This is a genomic window from Xylanibacter sp., from assembly GCF_057607445.1.
Genome location: NZ_DBLZAX010000020.1, coordinates 21,840 through 46,326 on the forward strand (window position 1 = coordinate 21,840; position 24,487 = coordinate 46,326).

The window sequence follows — 24,487 nt, forward strand, 5'->3', positions numbered from 1 at the left end:
TATGGCACAGCCTGTCAAAAAGCACAACTATGAAAAAACTATTCATCACTATCATTGCGGCACTGGCCGCATTTACGGCAAACGCAGCCAACCCTTATGACAATCCCGACACACTGGTGGTTTCGAGAGACGGCACCGGCCAGTTCAGAACCATCAACGAGGCCGTTGAAGTGTGCCGCGCATTCATGGAATATCACAAAGTAATATACGTAAAGAAAGGCGTATATAAGGAGAAAGTGATAATACCGTCGTGGCTCACCAACATCGAAGTGTGCGGCGAAGATGCTGAAAACACCATAATAACCTACGACGACCATGCCAACATAAGGCTTGAAGACACCAACAAGCCCATGGGAACATTCCGCACATACACCGTCAAAGTGGAAGGCAACTATATCACATTTAAGAATATCACGATAGAAAACAATGCCGCAAAGCTTGGACAGGCCGTGGCACTTCACACAGAAGGCGACCATCTCGTGTTTGTAAACTGCCGCCTGCTGGGCAACCAGGACACAGTATATACAGGTCTGGCCAACACCAGACTATACTTTAAGAACTGCTACATCGAGGGAACAACCGACTTTATCTTCGGTCCGTCTACGGCATGGTTTGAGGGCTGCACCATACACAGCAAGCAAAACTCTTACGTCACAGCAGCCTCAACGCCTGCAGACGTGGCTTTCGGCTACGTGTTCAACCGCTGCAAGCTTACGGCAGCCGAAGGCGTTACAAAGGTATATCTCGGACGTCCGTGGCGCCCTTACGCCTTCACCCTGTTCATGAACTGCGAGCTTGGCAGCCACATTCTGCCTGCTGGATGGCACAACTGGGGCAAGGCTTCGAACGAAAAGACAGCACGCTACATGGAATACAACAACAGCGGTGCCGGAGCAACAACGAAAGAAAGGGCACCATGGAGCAAGCAACTGACAAAAAAAGAGGCTGCCAAGATAACAGTTGACAACGTCTTCAAGATGGACAACAGCTGGATACCTGAAATATAATCAAACAGACAGATACAGCGGCAAAGATCAAGACAATCTGCCGCGAAACTTATATCACACAACATGATAAAAGCCAGACAGCAACAACAATCCGTTGCGATGTCTGGCTTTTATTTTTATGCAATCAATACCACCCAACAAAACAGCCTGACACAAAAGCCTCGGCAGAAAAACCTTTACAAAATTTATGTTCAGAGTTTTCTGCAAAATAGAAAACATAATTATAATAATTGTTAAGCCAATAAATATAACGCACCAATTTCTATAACATTTATTTGCATATCAGACACTTTCTTGCCCTCAAAACAGCAATTTAAGACGCCAAAACTATTGCTTCAGGCATGAAAAATGTACCACCTGCGGTGCATAAACCTATGGTTTTTTATGTGCAAACGGCCCAGTTAGCTTTTTTAACAATCGAGAAGCATCTGTAATAACGACATAAACCACTAGGGATCAGCACTTTAGCAAGTGCGAACGAATTTACGGCCTTTTTCAAAAATAATCCTATTCCGTTAGAAAAAAGCCAGTCTGAAAGCGTCAAAATCAAAAAGTTTTCTGTTTTATATCCTCCCTAAAGGGCTCAACTTCACAACCATGACATGGCGACAAGCCAGAAACAAATCCGGCACTACGTTTTACTTTGCCGATCAACAGCAACAACAGTTTCCTATTCTGAATCAACTCAACATCCGTAGCCCATACCCCATATTTGTTACATAAGCAGCAGCCCACACGTTAACTTTTATTATGAATCAGACAAAGTCTTAACCGGCCCATCCTGACACCAAGCCCACCTACCATAATATATAATACAACCTAAAGAATTGCCAAAATACAACATTATTTAAGCAAAAAACTAAATACAAAAGCATTAAAAAACAAGCCAATAAATCAAATATTAAGGTTATATAACAAAATAAATTATCCGACAAACATCAAAAAAAGTGTTTTTATTTGTCTTGAATTTAAAATTATTGTATATTTGCACATAACAAATCTGCTTTAACCGGCAGAAATCTACTTGGCCTACTGATAAAAATACCATGAAAACGGCCATGAAAAAATAGAGCAAACATATAATCATATATAGAGAAACACTAACTACTAACAATTAAAAATAAAACATTTATGCATTTACTAACAAGAAGAATCCTATTGGCATCAATGCTGCCTGTAATATGCCTTTCTGCATTTGCGCAAAAGGTAATTACCGGTACGGTGAGAGACGCTAACGGGGAACCAATGATCGGCGTTACAGTCCTTGTCGACGGAAAAGCAGGTGCTATAACTGACATCGACGGTAATTTTAAGATTCCTAATGCAACAGAGTCGACCAACCTTAAAATTACCTACATCGGCTATAAAGACCTGAATGTAAAAGTAGGCAACAGTTCCACACTAAACCTTGTCATGCAAGAAGACAACCAGGCACTTGACGAGCTTGTTGTTGTAGGATACGGAACCATGAAAAAAAGCGACCTCACAGGATCAGTGAGTTCACTAAGCACGGAAGACGTAACAGCCAAAGGAGCCGCAACTGTCATGGAAGGTCTTCAGGGTACCGTTCCTGGTGTCAACATTACAAAGAACTCAAGCCGTGCCGGCGGAGACTTTGATATTGAGATTCGCGGAAAATCATCTACAAACTCTGACACAAAACCTATTTATGTTGTTGACGGAATAATCTGCGACGACATCAACTTCCTTAACCAGCAAGACATTGAGCGCATCGACGTTCTGAAAGACGCATCGTCAACCGCGATATACGGTTCACGCGCCACAGCCGGTGTGATTATGGTTACAACCAAAGGAAGCCTTAACATCGGCAAGAAAATGAGCAAGCCGACCATCTCATACGACGGCTATTACGGCGTATCAAAAGTTGCACGTATGCCTGAATTCCAGACCGGACAGCAATTCTACAATTACCGCTTCCTGAAGTTCCTTTCTTATGGACAAGGACAGACCAACCTGGCCAACCCGATGTACATCATGGGCAATTTTGATCAAATGGCACTGGTTGACGGAGACGGAAATTCTATCCTAAAACAGATTATTGCAGGAGGACAGACCACTGACTGGGCAGATCTGGCAACACGCAACGGAACACAGCAAAACCATTACGTGGCCATAAGCGGAGCGTCTGAAAGAGTAAACTATCATGTCGGACTCGGCTACAACCAGGAGAAAGGTATCTATGTAGGCGACAGCAGAGACCAGTTCAGCTTCAAGGGCAGTCTTGACGCACAGATCAACAAGATTATCAGCGGCGGATTCACCGTAAACATGGCTTATATCAGAAACGAATATGCAAACGATGACGCCATAGAGCTTGCCTACAGGCTCAATCCGTTCTGCCAGCCATATTCAACACAGCCGGACGAAAGAAACGGATATATCTATGATGCCAACGGAAACATTCCGGAGGAAGGATACACCGGCTACTATTACAACCAATACGGACAAATATATAAAAACTACTATCCAGGCAACTCTGTAGCCATGGGTACGGCCTCGTCAACAGGCCACCAGTTCTCAGGACAGTACAACCCGCTCTACCTGATGGACGTATACACACACAAACGTCAGACATGGCGCATGCTCGGCAATGTATATCTGCAAATCAAGCCGATAAAAGAACTTACGTTCAAGACAACATTCTCGCCAAACTTCACTTATTACCGTGACGGTGTTTTCACCGACTATGTGCTCGACTATGCAGGAGCAACAGTAGTAGGTACAACCGACACCAACGGAAACCCTGTAAACACGGCAAGCCTTGCAACGTCACGCAACATACAATGGACATGGGACAACATCCTTACATTCGACAAAGTGTTTGCAAAGAAACACGCCGTTAACCTCATGGGACTGTTCTCTATGATGGCAAGCGACACCGAAGCCACCAATCAGGCAGCACAGGGTGTGCTCGACGGCTCACTTTGGTACAATCTGTCATCAGGAACCATTGACCTTACCAATACGAACAACTCTTTCAGTGAAAACAGTATGATTTCATACGCTCTTCGCGCCAACTATACCTTCGACGAGAGATATATGCTTACCGCAACTGTGCGTTGGGACGGCTCTTCAAAATTTGAACCAGACAAGCGCTGGGGATGCTTCCCGTCTGTTGCCGTTGCATGGCGCGCGTCACAAGAGAAGTTCCTTCAGAACGTAAAATGGCTCTCTAACTTAAAGGTAAGACTTTCATACGGTGTAACAGGTAACAACACCGGCGTAGGAAACTATGCTACAAGAACAACAGTAGCCGGTCCGGTTTACTATCCCTTCGGAAGCACTTACGTAAACGCTTTCTATCCGAGCAGCATCGTAGACAGATTCCTGACATGGGAAGAGTCTAAGGAAATCAACTTCGGTATCGACTTCGGCTTCCTCAAGAACCGCATCTTCGGTAGCGTGGATCTGTATCAGAAGACCTCAGACGACCTTCTCTACTCTGTAGAGCTTCCGCTCGAAGCCGGAACAGACAGCGACGGCAACCCCATGAAGCTTAACACAAACGTAGGAAGCGTGCAGAACAGAGGTATCGAATTTGCTGTAACCGCAATTCCTGTCATCACAAAAGACTGGCGCTGGGACATCTCTTTAAACTATGCACGCAACATCAACAAGGTGAAAGAAATCAACGGTTCAGGTGCAAACCTGCCTAACGACAACCTTTTCATTGGATGCTCTATCAACAACGTATACGGATATCACTGGGCCGGCATCGTAACCGACCGCGACATGATTGTGCCTAACACAGAAATCGCCTTGGCAAAAGGCCTTACACCAGGCTCAACAATGAAAGAATATGACTATTACAACATTTGCTACGGACTGCAGGAAGGCAACCCGATTATAGAAGATGTCAACGGCGACGGAACTATCGACGACAAAGACAAGAAGGTTTACAGGTCAGACCCGTCATGGACAGGAAGCCTCACAACATCTCTGTCATACAAGAACTGGGACTTGTCTGCATCACTTTACACCAAGCAGAACTATAAGGTGTACTCTGACTTCTATGCACAATATCTCGACTATAAAGACCGTGGATGGATGCACCTGAATGTTGACTATTATATCCCGGCAGGAACACTTATCGACTGCGACGGTATTAATCCCGACGGAACATACATCAACCCGGTATACCAGCAGACCACACACTACGGTGCATATCCTTTCCCGAACGACGGAAACACTGCAGGTCTTAACGGAACACATGCCTTCAACCGTGACGGCTCACAATGCCAGGCCATCACAGACGCGTCTTTCGTAAAAGTCAAGAACATTACTCTCGGATATACGTTCCCGAAGAAATGGATCAACAAGATCGGCATCAGCCATCTGCGCCTTTATTGCACAGTAACCAACCCGTTCGTATGGACCGACTACAAAGGATTTGATCCGGAATGGGCCGGAGGCGGTGCAGAAAACGATGGTCCTAGCACCGTTACATGGGAATTTGGTGCAAGTCTTAAATTCTAACTTCAATAATCAAGAAAAATGAAAAAAATATCATATATCATAACAATGGCTCTTCTGGCACTGATGTCGGCCACAAGCTGCTCGGACTTCCTTGAAGCAGAAAACAAGACAGCCGGAGGAGACAAAATGGATCCTGAAACATATTTCAGGACAAAAGAAGGACTGGAGTCTTTCAGGGCATATGCATTCCTTTCTTTAAAGAATCTGGCTACGGCATTAAACATCAACGATGACGGCACAGACCTCTATATGCCTTGCCGTGGTCAGGGTGCATCAGTATTCCAGGATTATTCGCTGACCGCTGAGACAGACGAAGTTAAAGACTACTACGTTGCATGTACAGGACTTATAAATAATGCCAACGGTCTTATCAACTACAGCGGAGAAGAATACAAGAGATATCGTGCAGAAGGCCTATTCCTTAGAGCTTACGGATATTATCTCATGACACAGCAGTTTGGAGCAGTGCCCTACTCTGACACCTACATTCAGAGCGCAAGCCGCGACTATCCGCGCACAGACCTCGAAACTATTTACACCAACTGTGAAAACGACCTTCAGGAAGTTATCAACTCAAGCGAAATTCCTGAAATAACACATGACGGCTCCGTAAATAAAAAAGCTGCACAAGCCCTGCTCGCAAAAATATATCTTGCACACGGCTGGGACTGCAACACTACTCTCACTGACGAAAATGCCGGCACATACACCATAACATCAAAAGAAAACTTCGAGAAGGCAGCACAGGCTGCCGAGGCTGCCATCAGCGGCATACCGCTCACACAATCGTTCGAAGACAAATGGCTGCCGTCAAATGAGGACACCAATCCCGAGACATTCTTCGCAGTTCAATATGACAAGGCAGGATGGCCCGGAGATATAAGCGACGGCGGACACGAACTCGACATCTACTACTGCCACTATTACGGCGACGTAGCTCAGGGACAGAAGTATTCAACCTCTAACAAGGCTCTCAACACACGCTCTCTGGCACTGTGGGAGAAAGGAGACACACGCTGGGACGCTACATTCATGACAACAATGTATCAGTATGACAACAGCGTGGCCGACTGGACTAAATATGGATACTTTGCATACTACAACACAAGTGTTGACAAAAACACATTGCCAATATTTGCATACTATGCTCCAACTTATGTTTCTCAAGCCGAATTTGAGGCATATCTAACAGCGCACAAATCGCAGTTTGTACGCGACCCGAACAAGCATCCGAAGGAGCCTCATGCCAACCTGCTCCACGACGGACAGATATTTGTCTACAAGTTTGACGCAGAAGGCAACTTCCTTACACCGACGATAACCAATCAGAACCTCAATGACAACAACAGAGGAACATCTTTGGAAACAACGCCGTGCGTTAAGAAATGGGACGACCCGACCGCATCTATGGGCGGAAAGACCATCAGCTACCGCGACATCGTAGTCCTCCATGCATCTGAAACATATCTTACTGCTGCCGAGGCCTATTATATGGCAGGAAACGAAACTGCGGCCCTTGAGAAAATCAACGCAGTGCGCGACCGCGCCGGAGCACCTCATCTTAACAGCCTCGCTGACTATGAAGTAAGCGTCATGCTTTCAAACTTCACTCTGCTTGACTTGATTCTGGACGAGCGTGCACGTGAATGTTACGCAGAACAGACCCGCTGGGTTGACCTTCGCCGTACACGTCAGCTGGTTCGCTACAACGTGGCATACAACTATTTCGTTACAAGTGCCGAGGATATGAAAAACATTAAAGGAGAGACAAAATGGTATCGTCCTATCCCGACATCTGAAATTTCAGGTAACGACAGCATGACTGAAGAGGACCAGAATCCCGGCTATTAATAGATTGACTTTAATAACATAAAAAATGAAAGCAATGAAAAAGAAAACATATTTATTCTTAACACTGATAATGGCCTTGATGACTTTCAGCGCATGCAGCGATGACGACGATGAAGCTGTAGGGACACAAAACCCGGAACAGGAAGTTGCAGGAACATATATCGGCACATGGAACCAGAAGCTCACAAACTCATCTGGTGAGCTGCAAGATGAAAACGAAGCTACAGGAACAATAGAATTGTCTGCCAATAGACAGTGGGTTGCCAATGTAACACTGAAACAGGCCGATCCTGTTGTCAAAGAAGAAATATCAGATGTAGCAAACTGTTCGGGAAACAGCACTTCGGGATATATCCTGACAAATAACAAAAGTGCAAACCTCGGCAATTTCAGCGCCAAGGTAACTAACGGCGAAATTACATTTATATATGTAACGACCATAACCGAAGGCAGAAAGACCTACACTTCGACAAATACGTTTACAGGAACGCTCACTACTGCAGAATAGCCAAAAGAAAATGTATGCTGCAAATTCAAGGTTTGCAGCATACATATAACAAATATTTAAAAGAAAACTTTATAATAACTTTATTAATCACTAAAATTAAAACTTATGAAAAAAATTTTATCTTTATCACTTGCCCTTATGGCAGGAATTTGCGCCAGCGCGCAGAACGTTTGTACAATTGACGCCAAAGCATGGCTGACTGAAAAGGGCGCAGCTGACCCTACAGCACTGACAGCCATCGACGCAAACTCTGTTATAGTTGACAACGAAGACGTTACAGTTTCAACAGGTGCTGCTGATCAGTACAAGGCTGTGGATATCGCATTCAACGGTTACAACAAAGTACGCTTTGGTGCAGACAAAGACGTTGACTGCTCTGACTTAGGTCTTCAGGGAAACAGCAACCCTAAAGGAGCCGGCGGTGAGGATCCTGCAAAGAACTTCGTACAGCCTGGAACAGGCGCTTACTATGTAGTAAAGGCTAAGAAGGACGGTTATTTCTATGCTGTTTTAAAGGCTTCTTCAAACAAGGCATACACTGTATTTGAAGAAGGCAAATGCCTCTCTTACACTCTTGCTATGAACATTGCTGATGACGCTGACAAGAACGCAGACCCTATAACAAACGGCGTGCTTACATACACTCTGCCAGCTGACGAGGAAGGTTTCTATGACCAGAGCAACGGTACAATCCTTTGGCCTATTCAGATTTATCACAACAACAATGCTGAAGCTACATCTGCCGGCAATGGTCTTGGCGTAATCATGTTCAAGGTTTATGCAGACTGCAACTATGTATTCAACGCAGTTGGTTCAAAAGCTTCTTTCAAAGGCTTCTGCTACAGCGAGAATCCTGTTGACGTAAGCATCGTTGCAGAAGACGGTTCTACTCTTAAGTTGCTCTCTGGCGGCAGCACTGACATCACAGAGATTAACACCGACAAGAATGACGTTGATGCTCCTGCATACAACATCGCCGGACAGCGTGTTAACAAAAATGCAAAGGGTATCGTTATAATCAATGGCAAAAAATACGTTAATAAATAAAGAGCCAGACTAAAATTCAAAGTTAATAATTTGATTTTATGTATTGAAAGGATGCCAGGACACTGTGAAGTCTCCTGGCATCTGCTTTTATTCCAAATTGCTTTCATTAAGATCCGGCAGGATTATTGTCTTAAATTGAGCGTATAGTCATTTGCTTTTTCAGAGGCATAGCGGTCTATTTCTACAAAAAGCAGACGACAGGACAATAACAGGAAACAACATGACATATGAAGGCATCAATATTTTTGTAGATTTAAATCATGTACGGAATAATGATTTAATGGGATTTCCTAATAAAGAATTTATTTTTCGGTATACTACTTCATGTCGGATAACAGCCTGTATCCACTACAAACACAGCAAACCTCAACGCATACCCTCAAGATGTACAATTAGGTGTATATCAAGATATACAAGCAACTGAAGACATATGCAGAAAGCAAAGCCGGAAAGTTATCTTGCGAGGTATTGCAAAAACAATACTACTCAAGATAATCAAGCTGTTTCTTGAGCAACTTCAGTTCGTCGCGCACCTTTATCAGACTCTCCATAACACGCGCATTGCCGTCAACAGCCTGTTTGTTTTCGCGCAACATCTTACGCGCAGCCGACAGCTTAAAGCCCCTGACCTTGACAAGATTATACACGGCCTTTACATTCTCAATGTCGGTCTGCGTATACTGGCGCACATTGTTACCGGTTGTTTTCGGCCGCAACATCGGTATCTCCTTTTCCCAAAACCTCAGCATGCTCTCGGGCACGTTGAGCATGGCTGCCACTTCCTTTATCGAGTAATAAAGCTTAAGATTCTTTTCTGTGTTCAATGCCATAATTCGTGGAAATTAAAATATGTAACGTCTGATGTTGCAAATTTATCATTTTTTTTTCATTTTCATGCTGTCAACCGAAAAAATAATACATTTCTTCAAGTTGCAGATAAAGACGCTGCCGACAGGCTCATGCCGTCCTGCGACACAATAATTTGCCGCACAGACAACAGAATTGTATGTTTTACACAATTATTTAATGATTTATGGGATTTATTTTATAATTTTGCTCCCAAATAGGCATTTTGCCTTTATCGTGAAAAGAACAAAAACAAAATATAAAGAAAATGATGACAGCTAACGAAATCCGTGAATCGTTCAAAAAGTTTTTTGAATCGAAAGGACATCAGATTGTTCCGTCGGCACCGATGGTGATTAAAGACGACCCGACACTGATGTTTACTAACGCAGGCATGAACCAATGGAAGGACATCATACTGGGAACACGCGACCCCGAACCAAGACGCAGGGCCGACTCGCAGAAGTGTCTCCGCGTGAGCGGAAAGCACAACGACCTTGAGGAAGTGGGCCACGACACATACCACCACACCATGTTCGAGATGCTCGGCAACTGGAGCTTTGGCGACTACTTTAAAGAAGGCGCCATAGACATGGCATGGGAATATCTCGTTGACGTACTTCACCTCGACCCGGCCGACCTCTACGTAACCGTGTTCGAAGGATCTCCCGAAGAAAACCTCAGCCGCGACGACGAGGCTGCTGCCTTCTGGGCAAAGCATGTTCCGGCTGACCACATAATCAACGGAAACAAGCACGACAACTTCTGGGAAATGGGCGACACAGGTCCCTGCGGACCTTGCTCAGAGATTCACCTCGACTCTCGTACTCCCGAAGAAAAAGCAAAGACACCGGGCCGCGAACTTGTAAACAAAGACGACCCACAGGTTATCGAGATATGGAACCTCGTGTTCATGCAGTTCAACCGTAAGGCCGACGGCTCTCTCGAAAAGCTGTCAATGAACGTAATAGACACCGGCATGGGCTTCGAGCGCCTTGTGCGTGCCCTGCAAGGCAAGCATTCTAACTACGACACCGACATCTTCCAGTCTATCATCAAGGAAATTTCACGCCTTTCAGGCATGGAATACGGCAAGGAAGAGAAAACCGACGTGGCAATGCGCGTGGTTGCCGACCACCTGCGTGCCGTAGCCTTCTCAATAGCCGACGGCCAGCTGCCGGGCAACGCAAAGGCAGGCTACGTTATACGCCGCATACTGCGCCGCGCCGTAAGATACGCATACACCTTCCTCAACCAGAAAGAGGCATTCATGTTTAAGCTCATGCCTACGCTGATACACGAGATGGGCGAGGCTTATCCCGAACTTACCGCACAGCGCGAACTGATAACCAAGGTGATAAAGGAAGAGGAAGAATCGTTCCTGCGCACGCTGTCCAACGGCATCAACATGCTGTCTGACGCCATGCAGGAAGTTAAGGCCGAAGGCAAGACCGTGCTCGACGGCACAAAGGCATTCCGCCTGTTCGACACCTACGGATTCCCGCTCGACCTCACTGAACTCATCTGCCGCGAAAACGGACTCAGCGTTGACGAGAAACAGTTTGACGAAGAAATGCAGAAGCAGAAGGCAAGAGCGCGCAACGCCGCTGCCGTTGAAAACAGCGACTGGACCGAGCTGAGCCAGGGCGAGCAAAACTTCGTAGGCTACGACTACACTGAATACGAATGCCACATACTGCGCTACCGCAAAGTGACACAGAAGAAGAACACCTTCTATGAGCTCGTGCTCGACAACACACCATTCTACGGCGAGATGGGTGGTCAGGTTGGCGACTGCGGAGTGCTGGTAAGCGAGAACGAAACAGTGAACATCATAGACACCAAGCGCGAGAACGGACAGTCGATACACATCGTTAAGGAGCTGCCAAAGAATCCTGAGGCTGACTTCATGGCATGCGTAGACACCGACAAGCGCGAGGCAAGCGCCGCAAACCACACGGCTACCCACCTGCTCGACTATGCCCTGAAGCAGGTATTGGGCGACCACGTTGAGCAGAAGGGTTCATTCGTATCACACGACACGCTGCGCTTCGACTTCTCTCACTTCCAGAAGATGACCGACGAGGAGATACGCAAGGTTGAGATGCTTGTCAACGACATGATACGTCAGGACATACCGCTCGACGAACACCGCGACATGCCGCTCGACGAAGCCAAGAAGATGGGTGCCATTGCCCTGTTCGGTGAGAAATACGGCGACAAGGTACGCGTGGTTAAGTTTGGCCCGAGCATTGAGTTCTGCGGCGGTATCCACGCCCACTCTACAGGCCGCATCGGCATGTTCAAGATAATATCAGAGAGCAGCGTTGCCGCCGGAGTTCGCCGTATAGAGGCCAAGACCGGAAAAGAGTGCGAAATGCTGATGTACGACCTTGAGGACGGAATGAAGGCAATAAAGGCTCTGTTCAACAACACCAAGGATCTGCTCGGCGTGATAGAGAAATATATCGAGGAGCACGACTCAATGAAGAAGAGTATTGAGCAGTTCCAGGCCGAGAGAGTTGAGAGAGTTAAGGAGAAGCTCATATCTCAGGCCCGCATCGTAAACGGAGTGAAGGTCATCGCTTCCACACTGATAATGAAGCAGGACGCAGCCAAAGACCTCGTGTTCAAGATACGTGCAGCCGAACCTGAGCGCATGCTCTGCGTTGTGGGAAGCACCTTTGACGGACGCCCCACCCTCAGCGTCATGATAAGCGAAGACCTCGTGAAGGAACACGGACTCAACGCCGGACAGATGGTGCGCGAAGCAGCCAAGCTGATAAAGGGCGGCGGCGGCGGACAGCCTCACTTCGCAACTGCAGGCGGAAAAGACATCGACGGACTGTCTGCTGCAGTAGACAAAGTGATAGAGTTGGCTAATCTTTAACAAGACCACAAGCCTGCTTTGCAATAAATACATCCGGCAAAGCCACTGGGCACAGCTGAAAATAGCTGCTGCAATGCAGGCTAAACCATAAAACGACATATGCCCCGACAGCAAAACATGCTGCCGGGGCATTTTCTTTTTACCGGATAATCACAAAAAATCACCTGATAATCACTCCTGTGTCAGCCTCACTCCAACACCGGCAAAACAGCACTTGCACAATATGATTCTTTGGCTTAACTTTGTATACGTAAAAAACAGGCCGGCAGCTTACGGACATGAATGTGCCGGCAGAGAGATAAGTAAGAAAAAGGGAACCACACCACCAATACATATAAAAGGAAATGCAAGATACCAAAAAGACAAACACAGATAAGACAACAATAGGCCTGCTGATAAAGGCCAAGCTAAGAGAAAGAAAACAGTCTGTGGTGTGGCTGGCCGGCCAGTTGGGATGCAGCCGGACCAATGTTTATAAAATATTTGGAAAAAAGTCGATTGACACTGATGAGCTTATGAAAATATCAAGAATACTGAACTTTGACTTCTTTAAACTATATAGCGACAAGCTCAAAAACGGATAAAAAAAGACTTCTTAAACTTTCAGATAAATAAAACCGACACGAGGTGGGCGCTTCTGCTTGATGCAGGGGCGCCCATTGCTTTATTTCAAATCGGTCATTCGGTCTGAATATTTGCTCTATATTAAGCTGATTTTCGTTAGATTTTTTGCAGGAATAACGGGCTTTGCCAAGAATAGCGAACAAAAAGACGCAAACATGAACAATAAAGACAGGCTGAAAACATGAATGCACAAAACAGATAAAGCTATGTGCGGCATGATGACAGATTGGGGTTAATATGGGCAGCACACACTCAAGCCACCAACACGGCAGACAACGCAGCATGGCGTCAGCGCTGGCTGATGCCTGCCCGCGCCCGGTCTAAAGGCTTCATTCTGCCCGTAAGCTCGGCAAACATGTCTTTGCCTACAATGCGCCCGCGGGGAGTCCTCACAGAAGGAAACGAACTGAAAAAGTCGTCGTCTGACACATACCAGTCATATCTGACAATGCCACGCGCACGGCTCATAGTTCTGTCTATCGCCGGCACATAACGCGGACTAACCACAGAGAGCAGGCAGCGCCCGTCGGTCATAGCCACTGCCAAAACCACCCTCATGCGCTTACGCGCCTTGCCGGCAGACCTCTGTACGGCGTCCATCTTTGTAGAAACGCTTATGCTCCAGCCGTCGGCGTTTATGGCGCGCATCATCCTGCGGAACACCTCGCCGTGCGGCGACGTGTCCTTTATCCGCCTCGACGTTATGCACAGATGTATCATCTCGTGCAGCAGAACGTTCTTAAAATGGCGCTCGTCGGCATCATAATAGTTGCTCAGGCGTATTGTGTAGTCGGTGTACGACTTTGAAAACATCCTGCGCCTCACCTTGCACGACATACATCCGAGCTGCGTGCGCGAGCGCCCCACTGCAAATGCGGGCACGGGCAGACTGCCGCCGAAATAGCGCACATTAAAGTCGGCAAACCATTCTTTAAGAAGTTCTACGCTTACTTGCATGGATGCAAAGTTAGCACATCTGCGACACAAGAGCAAGCGCTGCGGCAACTTTTTGCATAAGCCCAAATCGGTCATTAGACCGCATATTACTTTCTCAATTTTGTGCATTGATGCTGAATCACAATGCCCCAAATAGGGTTAAGGTGGGTTCTATAAATTCCCACGTTTTATTTTTTCTTTCAATGGGCTTATGACTTTTTTCATCTTTTTGTTTTTATGCGGCTCATTTTTCAAGTTCATTCAGTCGTATAGCCCGCTACACTCCTTTATTCACTTACAAAATCTTCTCGCCTAAAATCAAAAATCTGAAAAAGCGAATTTATAGAACCCACCTTAAGCACGAAAGAATATTCTCTCCCCGACCGACAACAAACAAACCTGCACACCAACGCCGCAGCCATAAATATAATAGCCATGCCTTGCTCTATAAAAATTGTCAGCAGCATGACAGTTCATACTGCTGACAACAATATCTGTTTTTACGCTGATGTCAATCAGACTTGCACCGGCATACAGCCTTATCTGTCATACTGATACGTTACAGGCACGCTGAACTTTAATCCAGACGACATCTCTACAGTAAGGTCAAACCAGAATGTGCCGTGACCTTCAGGTCGCTTGGTAAACCATAAAACTGTCTTACGCGCGTTAAGCAGCTTGGTGTCGGCATAAGATATGTTTTTAAGGGTGTCTGACACAACTGTTGCCCACGGATCGGCTATATCATTATCGTCAGAAGGACTCCATCTTGCCTCGACAAATTTGCACAAGTTCTCGTTTTCAGGCTTATTCTTTTCTGCATCCACAATAGTATATCCGTTGTGGATAAAGTTGTAATAAGAATGTCCGCAGAACAGCACAATGTCTGCCAGCGACGTACCCTTGGGATGCTGTGCATCATAATCTGACCTACATGTTACGTCTATCTTTTTTATTGAGTCGCTGACAACAGGTCCAACAAAATAGCTTCTAATTTTATTGCCGTTATAGGTAGTGTCGCCGTACTCTCTTGACAGTTTTTCCAGTTCATCATCACTACAACTTCTACCAACAAGCCAAAATTGTATATGTGGATCGGTCGGTATACTATCATAAGTGTCGCTCATATAAAAATATCTCAACTGATCAACAATTACATAATTTGATATGTAAGCATTTTCAAGCTTTTTTGGAGGCTTTCCGGGAATGATGTTATCATCATTATTATCACACCCATAAAAAAGAGCCACTGACACAACTGCACAGAAAAGCAGTTTAATATAATTGAACATTAATCTCTTCAACCCAGTTTCTTTTCGTGTCTTTTCCATAAAAATCCTCCTTCTGATTAAAATCAACAAAACAAACTTATATAATAAAAAATGAATAAATAACCGCTAGTTTTCTCCAAAGATAAGAAAATAATGCTATATATACAACTCAGAAGTCAAAATATTAACAAAAAAAACACACAAATACATATAAATTTACACTGCAACAAATCACCAGAATAGATAAATATAACAGCCCAAAAACAATACTGGCGCGCACATGATTGCACGCACAAAGCCCTTCAGACAAAGGTTTTGCACAGATAACACTCTGCAACACATTCTGGGCTTTACGCTTACACTCTGACTTTTGCTGACGCTCTCATACTGCGATATTCTGAAAATAAAATTATCCGGCCGTAAAAACCGGCAAAAATCGTGTGCAAACATAAGCTGCGACGCATCAGAACATTACAGACAATCTACAGCGTTGTGTGCAACGATTTTGCCTGAAAAACGGGCAAAAACCACTGCTTTTTGGCACCAAAACCTGCCAGTTAAAGATGAAAAAACAGTGCATTAACGCACAAAAAGTGGCATATTAATCAGACAAAAACATGCCTTTAACGATGTTTTGTAAATATTGTTTACCTGCAAAACCATATTTCTGCCTAAGCGATTTCTATTTTGCATGAAAATCTTGACATAAACACGATGACAAAATGAAAGGCAATAAAGCGTTGCAAGTTTCAAAAATAAAGAGCCATGCAAGACATATGACAGATAACCGTAGGGACGTACCCGAGGTACGTCCGGATGATAAAGGCACATGATTTATAACGCGAATAAGTTCGATATAATAAAATTATGTGACAAGCATTCTGAATGCTGAACTCATCAGATTATATAGCCAAGAATACATATGATAGGTAATGCATAACCAATAATTGGAAAAACTATTGACAATATATCAGTAAATGTATAAAAAATCAAGATAACTAAACCTCATTTCCATACTTTTTCTTGTTATATAGAAAAGACTCTGGAGATTTATTCAAAGTAGGCGCAAGTATCCAATCTATAAAGTATAAAACAGCATCATGAATACACTCTTCTACTTTATCTATCTTGCCATCCATACTATCAACAAGTCTCTGATATGCATTTTCATTAACATTAGGTTGGCCACCATGTAGGAATTCAATCACATCAGCTGTTATTATTTTCTCTCCTTCTTTGATTGTATCTATAAACTGCTTAACATCACATCCTTTAGAAGGCATCAAATGAGCTTCCCATAAAGTATGAATAGGATCCATAATTCCCCCTAAACCGCAAGAAATAAGTGGCCATGAACTACTTTTATAAAAATTATTCATAGCCTCTTCATCTTTTATATGCATAATTACCTGTGGTATCATACTTGTAAAATATATCGCGACACTAGGAAAAAATGTATTTTCGTTAATCATTCTTTTAACGAGCAACGAATTTGCCCTCAAACCAAATAATTCTGATACATCTACCCAAATGACCTCACCTACATGTATTTGGCGGAATTCATGATGGTATGAATTGTTACGAATAGATTGAAATAAATCAATTTTAAAATTATTATAGTAATAGTCTTTAAACATAATAAAGTCAAGATTAAGTTAAATTATTCAGACCTAAAAAATGCGTATTCATTAAAAATATACAATCCGTATATCTTTACCTTATATTCTAAATGCTAAATATAATGATATTCAAAATCATAGCTATAATTATCTTTATAAATTTTTATCCCTTGCAATTCATTTTAAATTAAATATTCATATTTGTAGGTTGTTAATCCTCATGCACATTCCATATAATATTAACGTGATTTTGGCATAATTATTTTATACAATAATCTTTATTTACACTAAAACTGAAATGCGTACACACCCAGTGTGTGTCCCTACAGAACATAAAAAAATCCGGCACAGACGCCGTTGCGCCCATGCCGGATGTATATTCAAAAATCTTTATAACACAAGACAGACGGCGTATTACTCCACGCTGTCTGATATAGCCTGCATTATCAGTGCCTCAATCTCCTCGCACAGTTCAGGATTGTCTTTCAGCAGAGTCTTGGTTGCGTCGCGTCCCTGAGCCAGCTTGCTTCCCTGATAAGAGAACCATGAACCGCTCTTCTGTATTATGCCATACTCAACGCCGAGGTCAACAAGCTCGCCAACCTTAGAGATTCCGTCGCCGAAGGTAATCTCAAACTCAGCCTTGCGGAACGGAGGAGCCACCTTGTTCTTAACCACCTTTACGCGAACCTGATTGCCGATAACCTTGTCGCCGTCTTTTATGCTCGTAACGCGGCGTATGTCGAGGCGCACGCTGGCATAGAATTTCAGCGCGTTACCGCCGGTTGTCGTCTCGGGGTTGCCGAACATAACGCCTATCTTCTCGCGCAGCTGGTTGATGAAGATGCACGTTGTGTTGGTCTTGCTTATAGTAGACGTAAGCTTTCTGAGCGCCTGACTCATCAGTCGTGCCTGCAGACCAACCCTGTTGTCGCCCATATCGCCCTCAATCTCGGCTTTCGGAGTGAGCGCAGCCACTGAGTCGACCACCAGGATGTCTATCGCTGAAGAGCGTATAAGCTGGTCGGCTATCTCGAGAGCCTGCTCACCGTTGTCCGGCTGAGATATCAGCAAGTTGTCGACATCCACTCCGAGCTTAGCAGCATAGAAGCGGTCGAAGGCATGCTCGGCGTCGATAAAGGCTGCAATGCCGCCCGCCTTCTGAGCCTCAGCAATGGCGTGAATGGCGAGAGTAGTCTTACCGCTGCTCTCAGGACCATAAATCTCTATTATTCGTCCGCGCGGATATCCGCCCACACCGAGAGCGGCGTTAAGACCGATGCTTCCGGTGGGAATGACCTCAACCTGCTCGATGTTCTCGTCTCCGAGCTTCATTATCGAGCCTTTGCCGAAGTCTTTTTCTATTTTGGCCATGGCAGCCTGCAAGGCTTTCAGTTTGCCTTCCTGTATGCTCATGCCCTCTGTATCTTTTTCTTTTGCCATATAAAAGCGTTTTTTAGTAATTGAGAATGGAGAATTGAAAATGGAAAATTATGATTTGCATTGTTGCAATGCATTTAATCTCCAATGTCTGTCTAAACAGTTCCACTCGAATTATTTAATTGAGAATGGAGAATGGAGAATGGAAAATTATGATTTGCATTGTTGCTATGCATTTAATCTCCAATGTCTGTCTAAACAGTTCCACTCGAATTATTTAATTGAGAATGGAGAATGGAGAATGGAGAATTATGATTTGCATTGTTGCAATGCATTTAATCTCCAATGTCTGTCTAAATAGTTATGAACATCAAATTCTCCTATCCCATTATGAATTATAAATTTCAAAACTCACCATTCCAATTATGAATTATGAATTGTGAATTATGAATTAAATTACAGTTCCAGGTCGCCGTCGAACACTTCGTGCCAGGGCAGTCCCTGCTTGTTGAGCTGCTCCATGAATGGATCCGGATCAAACTCCTCTACGTTCCATACGCCCGGCTTGCGCCACAGACCTTTGAAGAACATCATTGCGCCAATCATGGCGGGCACACCCGTTGTGTAGCTAACGCCCTGCATGCCAGTCTCCTTGTAAGCCTCCTGATGCGAGCAGTTGTTATAAACATAATATGTGCGTTCCTTGCCGTCTTTCAGTCCGCGGATACGGCAGCCTATGCTTGTCTCGCCGTCATAGTTCTCGCCGAGATCCTGCGGATTAGGCAACACGGCCTTGAGGAACTGCAGCGGAACAATCTTAACCTTGGCAGTCTTGCCTGAGCCGTCGGCCAGCGGTGCTTCGTACTCGATTTCGTCGATGCGAGACATGCCGATGTTCTGAATAACGTCGAGATATGTAAGATACTGCTGTCCGAAGGTCATCCAGAAGCGTGCCTGCTTGATTGTAGGATAATTCTTAACGAGGCTCTCCAGCTCCTCGTGGTGCATCAGATAGCTCTCGCGCGGACCGATGTTAGGATAAGTGAGCGCCTTGTGAACCTCGAGCGGCTCGGTTTCAAGCCACTGACCGTCCTTATAGTAAAGTCCCTTCTGAGTAATCTCGCGGATGTTAATCTCAGGGTTGAAGTTTGTTGCGAAAGCCTTGTGGTGGTTTCCGGCGTTGCAGTCAACGATGTCGAGATACTGAATCTCGTCGAAATGATGCTTTGCAGCATAAGCTGTGTATATGCCGCTCACGCCCGGGTCGAAGCCGCAGCCCAGAATGGCTGTAAGTCCTGCCTGCTCGAAGCGCTCCTTGTATGCCCACTGCCAGCTGTACTCAAAGTGAGCCTCATCCTTAGGCTCATAGTTTGCGGTGTCGAGATAGTTGCATCCGCAAGCCAGACAGGCGTCCATTATGGTAAGGTCCTGATAAGGCAGGGCAAGGTTGATAACCAGCTCGGGCTTATAGTCGTTGAACAGAGCCTTGAGCTGCTCAACGTCGTCGGCGTCAACCTGCGCCGTCTTTATATCCATGTTAATTCCGGCCTTGTGGATGGCGTCGACAATCTGGTCGCACTTCTCCTTACGGCGACTTGCAATCATGAACTCGGTAAACACGTCAGCATTCTTTGCTATCTTGAACGCTGCAACGGTAGCTACGCCACCGGCTCCAATCATTAATACTTTTCCCATTTTAAAAATTTATTTTGCTTGTTTTTTGTTATTAGTCTTATAAAATTATTGGGGATGGGACTTATGGGAGGAATGGGAGTTATTGGGCGGGTAATTGGCGATGACAGACATCTGGCAGCCAAGGCTGCCGCTCCGCCATAATCCCTGCCGCTCCCTATTTTATCTCATCAGCCCTTATGCCCAGCGCGCTCATCAGCGAGTAGCCGAGTATCTCCTGACGGAAGTTGCCGCCCTGCATGGGCTGCATGGCAAACACGGTTACGCGCTTTTCGTCGTCAACATTTCTCAGGGCATGGCGCACACGGTCGTAGATGCGCTCGGCATCGGGCACAACCATAACACGCTTCACTTCTTTCTGTGCGCATATAAGCTCCACCGTCTCAACGAAGAAATCGTCCTTGCTGACAATGTCCTCAACGGGAAGCGCACTGATAAGGAACTCTCCAAGGTTGTCCTTAAACGCCATGCCGTCAAGTTCATGGGCATATTCAGACGGCTTGAAATTGTCAAGTCTGTCTCTATTCTTGCCGTGTATCAGAATCACCTGCGTCTGGTGTTCACCCTCGCGCAGTCCTCCGTCAAGACCGATGCAGTCAATCCAGCGCGCCATGTCGGCCTGCGGGATGCGCCGCTCTATCATCCTTTCAAAATTAACGATAAGGTCGAACGCCACTTTATCTATATAGTCGGCGTCTACCACCATAACATTCTCGCACCATTTTGCGGTGCCTGCCAAATTGTTATTCATGTATGCAAACTTACACAAAAATAATGAGAATACACACCGTTAGACAAAAAAACTGACTTTTTGATATTCTTTGTAATGTGTCTTTCAAAGCGAAAGACACATTACTCATGTTTTCAGACTAAACTATTATAGTTTTTGCACATTCTGCGGCATTATTCTGCCGGCTCAGCCCTTGCTATACGCCTTCTGCTGCCGTCGCGCTGTCCTGAAATAATCAGCGGCACACGCTCCACCACAACCACCGACGTGTCGAGACCGAGCGCCTTAGGCTCGTCTACGCCAATGCGTCTTATTATAGCATAGAGGCTCATCAGCAAGTTCTGACGGCGGTCTGACGAATCTTCGGGATAATATATGCGGTGGATTATAATGAAGCGGAAGTCGCCGGCAATGCCCTTGCTGCGCAGCGAAGGATAAGAGCTGGTAAGATCTACCTCGCCTGAAGCCACCAAGTCTTCTATTATCTGACGGAGATACAGGCTGACGCGCGGCTCAATTCTGAATCCGATGCGCAGGTTTATGCTGAACAGCGTGTCGGGCACGAGTGCCTTGCAGGTGTATTCGAGCGTGTCGGGCGCGTCAACAAACTCAATGTGCAGCAGCCAGTAATGGTCGGCACGCTTGGGCTGCTTGTTTATTATCGAATAAAGCAGCTTGTCGTCCACTCCGCCTTCAGTCGGTGCATGGTTTACATACACAAGGTTTGAGGCATACTTGGGTATGCTGTTGTCTGCCTTTATCGCAGATATTATGTCGTGATAGTCGCTGAGTTTCTTTATGCGCAGATAGCGGCTGCGTATCTTGCGTGCACTTATCCACACAAACATAATGAAGCAGAGCAAGCCGCCTATGAGCAGGGTGAACCATCCGCCGGCAACAAACTTAGACATGTTGGCAGCAAGGAACAGTCCTTCGAGCACACAGTAAAGACCGAGAAAAATGATTACGACTAAACGCGGAGCTGACATCTTGCGCAGATAGAAGCCCAGAAGCAGCGTTGTCATCAGCATGGTTATGGTGATAGCCAGTCCGTAGGCTGCCTCCATGCGCGAAGAATCGCCGAAGAGAAGCACCGTAAACACCACGGCCACATACATAAATCCGTTTACCGTAGGAATATATATCTGTCCCTTCACGTTGGTAGGGTGCTTTATCCTCATGCGGGGCCAGAAGTTGAGGTTCATCGCCTCACTCAATATCGAGAACGAACCGCTGATGAGCGCCTGGCTCGCCACGATGGCCGCACCCGTTGCCATAAACACGGCAAAGAGCAGCATGCCGTCGGGCATGATGGCATAAAAAGGATTGTCGTTGCCGGCTGCACGCACCGGATTGGCAAGCACCCACGCACCCTGACCGAGATAGTTGAGGATGAGCATAATCTTGACAAAAATCCAGCTGATGGCGATGTTGTGCTTACCGCAATGTCCAAGGTCGGAATAAAGGGCCTCGGCACCCGTGGTACAGAGGAAAACGGCTCCGAGCACGAGGAACCACACAGGCGACTCTATAAGCAGACGCGCCGCATAATATGGATTAAAAGCCTTGAGAACCTGCGGACAGCCTATAAGCCACATAAGGCCAACGACACCGAGCAGCATGAACCACAACAGCATGAATGTGCCGAAAGAACGGCCTACATGCTCCGTACCAAAACGCTGCACGAAGAACACAACAGTGATGACGGCAATGGCAACAGGCAGCACGGGTATATCGGGATTGATGCCGCGCAGTCCCTCTATGGCTGTGGTAATGGTGATGGCAGGCGTTATCACGCCGTCGGCCAGCAGCGTGCTGGCTCCTATAACGGCTATGGCATAAATCCAACGCCGCTTATGCCGGCGCAACAGTGCGTAGAGAGCCAATATTCCGCCCTCGCCATGATTGTCGGCACGCAATGCTATGAGCACATACTTTATGGTAGTCTGCAACGTAAGCGTCCAGATTATGCACGAAAGCGCTCCCAGCACGTAATTTTCTGTCAGAGCTTCGCCCGTGTGTGTTATTGCTTTCATCACATACAGGGGTGACGTTCCGATGTCTCCAAAAACAATTCCCAGCGTCATGAGTATTCCGGCAAATCCGGCTTTGCTCACTCCCGCCGTAGCATTTACCTTAGATGTTTGTACCATATTGAATATATTTTATTTCGCCTGCAAAATTATAACGATAAAATGAAAGAAATGCTTATTTTTACATTTTATTTTATGCAGTGAGAGAAACGGCCGACTCCTTCACGCACAACAAAAGGATGCGCCTACAGAATAATATGAATAAACATGAGACAGGAAACGTCTGTAAATAACAGCGATATAAAAGAACACAAAATCTGCTGATAAGGAGGCAAGAAAAAACCGGAAGAGTAGGCATAAAGCCTTGTCTTCCGGCAGCTTATAATAACTAAACCATACAACTTTCATAAAGTGAGTCTGACGCAGGCCGCAATACTTTTAATCCCAACCGGTCTTTATAAGTCAGAATTAAAGAACATCATCAGGACCTTGCGCTGACCGGCATAACGCCTATATCAGCCGTTAGATCAGAACTCAACAAGAATACGGAAAATCTTTCCGGGATTCTCGCTCCAGTCTTTCATTGCATCAGGAGTTTCCTCGGGAGTAACGACCTTAGATATAAACTTCTCGATGGGATAACGTCCTGTGTTAATGCAGTTGATAACGGCTCTGAAGTCAGACGGAGTTGCATTGCGAGAGCCGCGTATGTCAAGTTCCTTCTGAACGAACAGCTTTGTCTGGAAAGCCACTTCGCTCTTGGCATATCCTATGCAAACCACACGCCCGGTAAAGCCAACCTCGTTGACAGCCATAACGTAAGTGGCAGGACTGCCTACAGCCTCGATGACAACATCGGCACCATAGCCTCCGGTTATCTCCTGTATGCGCTGATGAACATCCTCTGTCATGGTGTTAACAGCATATGTTGCTCCAGCCTCCTTGGCAAGCGCAAGTTTCTCGTCGTCAATGTCGGCAGCAATGACTATTGCACCGCGCAAAGACGCACGCATAACAGCACCAAGGCCCACCATTCCGCAACCGATAACCATTACGAAGGTGTTGTCTGTAACCTCGGCACGCGACACGGCATGGAAGCCGACGCTCATAGGCTCTATCAAGGCGCAGCTGCGCACAGGAATATCGCCTGCCGGTATGACCTTTGTCCAAGGCAGAGCTGCATATTCGCACATAACGCCCTGACGCTGCACGCCCAAAGTTTCATTGTGCTCACAGGCATTATAGCGTCCGTTGCGGCAAGAGGCGCAGTTGCCGCAATTTGTGTAAGGGTTAAGCGTAACAACCATTCCCTTCTTCAGTGTGTCGGGAACGTCGGCACCAACTTCCTCAATAACGGCACCCACCTCGTGTCCCGGAACGACAGGAAGCTTCACCATTGGGTTGTTGCCGCGGTAAGTATTAAGGTCGGATCCGCAGAATCCTACATATTTTATTTTCAGTAAAACCTCATCAGCCTTTATCACCGGCTTTTCTATTTCAGCCACACCAATCTCCTGAGGTGCGGCAATACGAACTGCTTTCATTTTTTCTACGTT

Annotated in this window: 16 protein-coding genes; 7 read left to right on the top strand and 9 right to left on the bottom strand. The window is 45.7% G+C overall.

Annotation, left to right across the window (positions count from 1 at the left end):
- The first annotated feature begins 29 nt into the window (after positions 1-29).
- The 5 genes from ACZMIG_RS13005 (at position 30) to ACZMIG_RS13025 (ending at position 8,910) form a co-directional block, all read left to right on the top strand.
- The gene (locus ACZMIG_RS13005; protein WP_021853635.1) at positions 30-1,007 is read left to right on the top strand and encodes a pectinesterase family protein; all 978 of its coding nucleotides are present in this window, start codon (positions 30-32) and stop codon (positions 1,005-1,007) included.
- A gap of 1,131 nt (positions 1,008-2,138) precedes the next feature.
- Complete coding sequence (locus ACZMIG_RS13010; protein ID WP_487889671.1) at positions 2,139-5,504, top strand: SusC/RagA family TonB-linked outer membrane protein; 3,366 nt, start codon at positions 2,139-2,141, stop codon at positions 5,502-5,504.
- An 18-nt stretch (positions 5,505-5,522) separates the two neighbouring features.
- Positions 5,523-7,355: a RagB/SusD family nutrient uptake outer membrane protein gene (locus ACZMIG_RS13015; RefSeq protein WP_487889672.1), complete on the top strand. Its 1,833-nt coding sequence runs from the start codon at positions 5,523-5,525 to the stop codon at positions 7,353-7,355.
- Positions 7,356-7,389: 34 nt separating this feature from the next.
- The gene (locus ACZMIG_RS13020) at positions 7,390-7,863 is read left to right on the top strand and encodes a hypothetical protein (RefSeq protein WP_021853640.1); all 474 of its coding nucleotides are present in this window, start codon (positions 7,390-7,392) and stop codon (positions 7,861-7,863) included.
- A gap of 105 nt (positions 7,864-7,968) precedes the next feature.
- Positions 7,969-8,910 carry a hypothetical protein gene (locus ACZMIG_RS13025; RefSeq protein WP_021853641.1) on the top strand — a complete coding sequence of 314 codons (942 nt, stop codon included), beginning with the start codon at positions 7,969-7,971 and terminating at the stop codon, positions 8,908-8,910.
- A 482-nt stretch (positions 8,911-9,392) separates the two neighbouring features.
- Here ACZMIG_RS13025 and ACZMIG_RS13030 read toward each other — a convergent pair whose 3' ends face one another.
- Positions 9,393-9,740 carry a MerR family transcriptional regulator gene (locus tag ACZMIG_RS13030; RefSeq protein WP_125104678.1) on the bottom strand — a complete coding sequence of 116 codons (348 nt, stop codon included), beginning with the start codon at positions 9,738-9,740 and terminating at the stop codon, positions 9,393-9,395.
- A 284-nt stretch (positions 9,741-10,024) separates the two neighbouring features.
- On the opposite strand from ACZMIG_RS13030, the gene alaS reads away from it, so the two are divergent.
- Together alaS and ACZMIG_RS13040 are read left to right on the top strand one after the other, a co-directional pair.
- Positions 10,025-12,646 (top strand): alanine--tRNA ligase, encoded by a 2,622-nt coding sequence (gene alaS / locus ACZMIG_RS13035; protein WP_487889673.1) that lies wholly within the window; start codon positions 10,025-10,027, stop codon positions 12,644-12,646.
- Between the two features lie 344 nt (positions 12,647-12,990).
- Complete coding sequence (locus ACZMIG_RS13040) at positions 12,991-13,230, top strand: helix-turn-helix domain-containing protein (protein WP_053399048.1); 240 nt, start codon at positions 12,991-12,993, stop codon at positions 13,228-13,230.
- A gap of 328 nt (positions 13,231-13,558) precedes the next feature.
- Here ACZMIG_RS13040 and ACZMIG_RS13045 read toward each other — a convergent pair whose 3' ends face one another.
- From ACZMIG_RS13045 to ACZMIG_RS13080, 8 genes are all read right to left on the bottom strand, one after another.
- On the bottom strand, positions 13,559-14,227 hold the full coding sequence (locus ACZMIG_RS13045) for a SprT-like domain-containing protein (RefSeq protein ID WP_487889674.1): 669 nt from the start codon (positions 14,225-14,227) through the stop codon (positions 13,559-13,561).
- Between the two features lie 518 nt (positions 14,228-14,745).
- Entirely contained in the window at positions 14,746-15,333 is a 588-nt protein-coding gene (locus tag ACZMIG_RS13050) for a hypothetical protein (RefSeq protein WP_443982448.1), read from the bottom strand.
- Positions 15,334-16,475: 1,142 nt separating this feature from the next.
- Positions 16,476-17,114: a hypothetical protein gene (locus ACZMIG_RS13055; protein WP_487889675.1), complete on the bottom strand. Its 639-nt coding sequence runs from the start codon at positions 17,112-17,114 to the stop codon at positions 16,476-16,478.
- Between the two features lie 396 nt (positions 17,115-17,510).
- Positions 17,511-18,539 (bottom strand): recombinase RecA, encoded by a 1,029-nt coding sequence (gene recA, locus ACZMIG_RS13060; RefSeq protein WP_053399045.1) that lies wholly within the window; start codon positions 18,537-18,539, stop codon positions 17,511-17,513.
- A 393-nt stretch (positions 18,540-18,932) separates the two neighbouring features.
- Positions 18,933-20,171: a saccharopine dehydrogenase family protein gene (locus ACZMIG_RS13065; RefSeq protein WP_021853179.1), complete on the bottom strand. Its 1,239-nt coding sequence runs from the start codon at positions 20,169-20,171 to the stop codon at positions 18,933-18,935.
- A gap of 154 nt (positions 20,172-20,325) precedes the next feature.
- A complete protein-coding gene (locus ACZMIG_RS13070) occupies positions 20,326-20,919 on the bottom strand; it encodes a DUF6621 family protein (protein WP_287601792.1) in 594 nt (197 codons plus the stop codon).
- Positions 20,920-21,071: 152 nt separating this feature from the next.
- The gene (locus ACZMIG_RS13075) at positions 21,072-23,051 is read right to left on the bottom strand and encodes a KUP/HAK/KT family potassium transporter (RefSeq protein WP_487889676.1); all 1,980 of its coding nucleotides are present in this window, start codon (positions 23,049-23,051) and stop codon (positions 21,072-21,074) included.
- A gap of 407 nt (positions 23,052-23,458) precedes the next feature.
- Complete coding sequence (locus ACZMIG_RS13080) at positions 23,459-24,475, bottom strand: zinc-binding alcohol dehydrogenase family protein (protein ID WP_021853652.1); 1,017 nt, start codon at positions 24,473-24,475, stop codon at positions 23,459-23,461.
- Positions 24,476-24,487: the final 12 nt, after the last annotated feature.

Bases quoted from the DNA above. Each gene is read 5' to 3' on its own strand.
- ACZMIG_RS13075 (WP_487889676.1), bottom strand. From the start codon at position 23,051: ATGGTACAAACATCTAAGGTAAATGCTACGGCGGGAGTGAGCAAAGCC.
- ACZMIG_RS13055 (WP_487889675.1), bottom strand. From the start codon at position 17,114: ATGTTTAAAGACTATTACTATAATAATTTTAAAATTGATTTATTTCAA.
- alaS (WP_487889673.1), top strand. From the start codon at position 10,025: ATGATGACAGCTAACGAAATCCGTGAATCGTTCAAAAAGTTTTTTGAA.
- ACZMIG_RS13065 (WP_021853179.1), bottom strand. From the start codon at position 20,171: ATGGGAAAAGTATTAATGATTGGAGCCGGTGGCGTAGCTACCGTTGCA.
- ACZMIG_RS13015 (WP_487889672.1), top strand. From the start codon at position 5,523: ATGAAAAAAATATCATATATCATAACAATGGCTCTTCTGGCACTGATG.
- ACZMIG_RS13045 (WP_487889674.1), bottom strand. From the start codon at position 14,227: ATGCAAGTAAGCGTAGAACTTCTTAAAGAATGGTTTGCCGACTTTAAT.
- ACZMIG_RS13030 (WP_125104678.1), bottom strand. From the start codon at position 9,740: ATGGCATTGAACACAGAAAAGAATCTTAAGCTTTATTACTCGATAAAG.
- ACZMIG_RS13080 (WP_021853652.1), bottom strand. From the start codon at position 24,475: ATGAAAGCAGTTCGTATTGCCGCACCTCAGGAGATTGGTGTGGCTGAA.
- ACZMIG_RS13050 (WP_443982448.1), bottom strand. From the start codon at position 15,333: ATGAGCGACACTTATGATAGTATACCGACCGATCCACATATACAATTT.
- recA (WP_053399045.1), bottom strand. From the start codon at position 18,539: ATGGCAAAAGAAAAAGATACAGAGGGCATGAGCATACAGGAAGGCAAA.
- ACZMIG_RS13005 (WP_021853635.1), top strand. From the start codon at position 30: ATGAAAAAACTATTCATCACTATCATTGCGGCACTGGCCGCATTTACG.
- ACZMIG_RS13020 (WP_021853640.1), top strand. From the start codon at position 7,390: ATGAAAAAGAAAACATATTTATTCTTAACACTGATAATGGCCTTGATG.
- ACZMIG_RS13070 (WP_287601792.1), bottom strand. From the start codon at position 20,919: ATGAATAACAATTTGGCAGGCACCGCAAAATGGTGCGAGAATGTTATG.
- ACZMIG_RS13010 (WP_487889671.1), top strand. From the start codon at position 2,139: ATGCATTTACTAACAAGAAGAATCCTATTGGCATCAATGCTGCCTGTA.
- ACZMIG_RS13040 (WP_053399048.1), top strand. From the start codon at position 12,991: ATGCAAGATACCAAAAAGACAAACACAGATAAGACAACAATAGGCCTG.
- ACZMIG_RS13025 (WP_021853641.1), top strand. From the start codon at position 7,969: ATGAAAAAAATTTTATCTTTATCACTTGCCCTTATGGCAGGAATTTGC.